Below are 3,388 nucleotides of genomic sequence, written 5' to 3' on the forward strand. Positions count from 1 at the left end.
GTTGTTGACGGAGCACCTAAGGTTGTTAAGGAAGGAATTTCTAAGGAAGAAGCTGAAGCTCTTAAGAAGCAGTTAGAAGAAGTTGGAGCAACAGTAACTCTTAAATAATTAATTTGTTTAAATGGAGACAGGCATTTGTATTTAATACATAATGTCTGTTTTCTTTTGAAAATATATTCTATTGATAATATTGAGAAAAAATAACTGGAGAGGTCTGATGGCTTATAGCTGACTCAGGCGCCGAAGGTGTAAGACTGGAAGTACAGTCGATCTCTCAGGCAAAAGGACAGGAGGAAAAAATGAAACAGTTTACAGAGTTTTTAGGTCAGGTAGATAACTTTGTTTGGGGAGTACCGCTTATCGTACTCATTTTATCAGCAGGTATCTACCTTACTTTTCGTTTGAGACTTATACAGGTAATACATTTACCTAAAGCTCTTAGATTTATGGTTAAAAACGAAGAGGAAGGTGAAGGTGAAGTTACAAGCTTTGGGGCATTGTGTACAGCACTTTCAGCAACTATTGGAACAGGAAATATCGTAGGTGTAGCCACAGCTATTGGCGTTCTTGCCGGTGGACCGGGAGCTTTATTCTGGATGTGGTTGGCAGCCTTCTTTGGAATGGCAACAAAGTACTCTGAAGGATTTCTTGCAGTAAAGTATAGAAAGATAGACGAAGATGGTCATGTGCTTGGCGGACCATTTTATTACATTGAAAACGGTATGGGGCGTAATTGGAGATGGCTTGGAAAAATCTTTGCTTTCTTTGGGGCGTGTGTAGGTTTGTTTGGTATAGGTACATTTACACAGGTTCAGGGTATTGCATCAGCCGTACAGGGATTTTTTGATCCTAATAAGGCACATACTGTAAGCATATTTGGAGCTGAATATTCATATGCAATTGTTGTTTCGGCAGTAATTCTTGCACTTTGTGTAGGCTTGGTGGTAATTGGCGGCATTAAGAGAATTGCCAGTGTATCACAGATAATTGTTCCGTTTATGGCAGTTATTTATGTAGTTGCAGCTTTGGTACTTATTATAGCTAATATTGAAAATGTTCCGGGAGCTTTTGTTGAAATATTTGAAGGAGCATTTGGCGTTAAACCCGTTGCAGGTGGTGTTCTTGCCTCGATTGCAATTGCAATGCAAAAAGGTGTTGCAAGAGGTATTTTCTCCAATGAGTCAGGACTTGGTTCTGCACCTATAGCAGCTGCAGCAGCTCAGACTAAGGAACCTGTAAGACAGGGACTTGTTTCAATGACAGGTACATTTATTGATACAATAATTATTTGTACAATGACAGGTTTATCAATTGTAATGATGGGAACATGGGCAGATAAGAGTCTTGAAGGCGTTCAGGTTACAACTGCAGCATGGCAGAAGGGATTATATTTCCTTCCGGGAGATGTGGCATCATTTATATTAATGATTTGTCTTGTGTTCTTTGCTTTTACTACTATTCTTGGATGGAATTATTATGGTGAGAGATGTCTTGAATATCTCTTTAATGGAAGCAAAGGTGCTGTAAAGGTTTACAGATGGCTTTATATTTTGGCAGTATTCATTGGACCTTATATGACAGTTGCAGCAGTTTGGACTATAGCTGATATCTTTAACGGACTTATGGCAATTCCAAACATAATTGCTTTGTTTGCATTAGGTGGTGTAGTGGCAAAGGATACCCGTGAGTACCTTAAAAAGAATAAAGAATTATAATTAACATTAAACAAAATTAAAATATTATACATGAAAAGAGTCAATTGTTTTTAAACGGTTGACTCTTTTTACATTTAGTGGTATAGTAAAATTTGCTACGCGCATACAAGGGGGTTAGTGCGCCCTTTTAAGAGCAAAAATGGCAGTTTTTTACTAAGAAAACGCCTTAAAAACTAATAAAATAAAGTTTATGTAGCTAATTAATTAACAAAATAAAGACAAGGAGTGAAACGTCGATGGAAAAGAACAGAATTCGTCCTGTAAAAGCGGGAAAAGGCATCAGAATGAGCTATTCCAGACAAAAAGAAGTGCTTGAAATGCCTAACCTTATTGAAGTTCAGAGAGATTCATATGAATGGTTCCTGACATCAGGTCTTAGAGAAGTATTAGATGATATTTCTCCAATTGAAGATTACGGACAGAGCTTAAGCCTCGAATTTGTTGATTTCAAATTGTGTGAAGATGAAAAGAAATACACAATCGAGGAATGTAAGGAAAGAGATGCAACATATGCTGCACCTTTGAAGGTAAAAGTAAGACTTCATAATAAGGAAACCGGAGAATTTACAGAACACGAGATTTTCATGGGAGATTTACCTCTTATGACAGCAACAGGTACATTTGTAATCAATGGTGCTGAGCGTGTTATCGTAAGTCAGCTGGTGCGTTCACCTGGTATCTATTATGTTATCGGACATGATAAGGTTGGTAAGGAATTATATACTTCACAGGTTATTCCTAACCGTGGTGCATGGTTAGAATATGAAACAGATTCTAATGATGTATTTTATGTTCGTGTTGACAGAACAAGAAAAGTACCGGTTACAGTTCTTATTAGAGCTTTAGGTGTTGGAACAAATGCAGAAATCACTGAATTATTTGGTGAAGAAGAGAAACTTACTGCTACATTTGAAAAAGACCAGAGTGACGATTACGAGAGCGGACTTCTTGAGTTATACAAGAAAATCCGTCCGGGCGAGCCTTTAAGTGTTGACAGTGCGGAATCAATTATTACAGGAATGTTCTTTGACGCAAAGAGATATGATCTTGCAAGAGTAGGACGTTATAAATATAACAAAAAATTAGCATTTAAGAATCGTATCACAGGTCATGTATTAGCAGAGGATGTTATAGACATGACTACAGGTGAGGTTATTGCGGAAGCAGGAACTACAGTTACAAAGGATTTAGCTGTAAAGATTCAGAATGCTGCAATTCCATCTGTTATGATTCAGACAGATGTTAAGAATGAAAAGATACTTTCAAACCTTGCAGTAGATATTAATGCCTATGTTGACTTTGACTGCAAGAGTCTTGGAATTTTAGAAGATGTATATTATCCTGTTTTGGCAGAAATCCTTGAAGAAAATGATTCAGAAGAAGATTTAAAGGATGCCATTAAGAGACGTGCTCATGAATTAGTTCCAAAGCACATTACTAAGGAAGATATTCTTGCTTCTATTAACTACTTACTCAACTTAGAGTATGGTATTGGTACATCTGATGATATTGACCACTTAGGAAACAGACGTATCCGTGCAGTTGGCGAGTTACTTCAGAACCAGTATAGAATAGGTCTTTCAAGAATGGAAAGAGTTGTTCGTGAAAGAATGACAACTCATGATTCTGATGATGTATCTCCGCAGGTACTGATCAATATTAAGCCCGTACAG

Annotated in this window: 2 protein-coding genes, 1 pseudogene and 1 riboswitch; all 3 genes and pseudogenes read left to right on the top strand. The window is 37.3% G+C overall.

Going from position 1 to position 3,388, the window contains the following annotated elements:
* Positions 1–108, top strand: a 108-nt coding sequence (locus Q5O73_RS10370) for a ribosomal protein L7/L12 (protein WP_302669647.1), incomplete at its 5' end; no start/stop codon positions are given.
* A gap of 86 nt (positions 109–194) precedes the next feature.
* Positions 195–300: riboswitch (glycine riboswitch) on the top strand.
* Positions 300–1,715 (top strand): sodium:alanine symporter family protein, encoded by a 1,416-nt coding sequence (locus Q5O73_RS10375; protein ID WP_118589403.1) that lies wholly within the window; start codon positions 300–302, stop codon positions 1,713–1,715. It overlaps the preceding riboswitch by 1 nt.
* A 236-nt stretch (positions 1,716–1,951) precedes the next feature.
* A pseudogene (locus Q5O73_RS10380) lies at positions 1,952–3,388 on the top strand (DNA-directed RNA polymerase subunit beta); the annotation flags it as partial.

This window comes from Eubacterium sp. AF15-50, from assembly GCF_934835595.1.
GTDB classification, from domain to species: domain Bacteria; phylum Bacillota; class Clostridia; order Lachnospirales; family Lachnospiraceae; genus Eubacterium_G; species Eubacterium_G segne.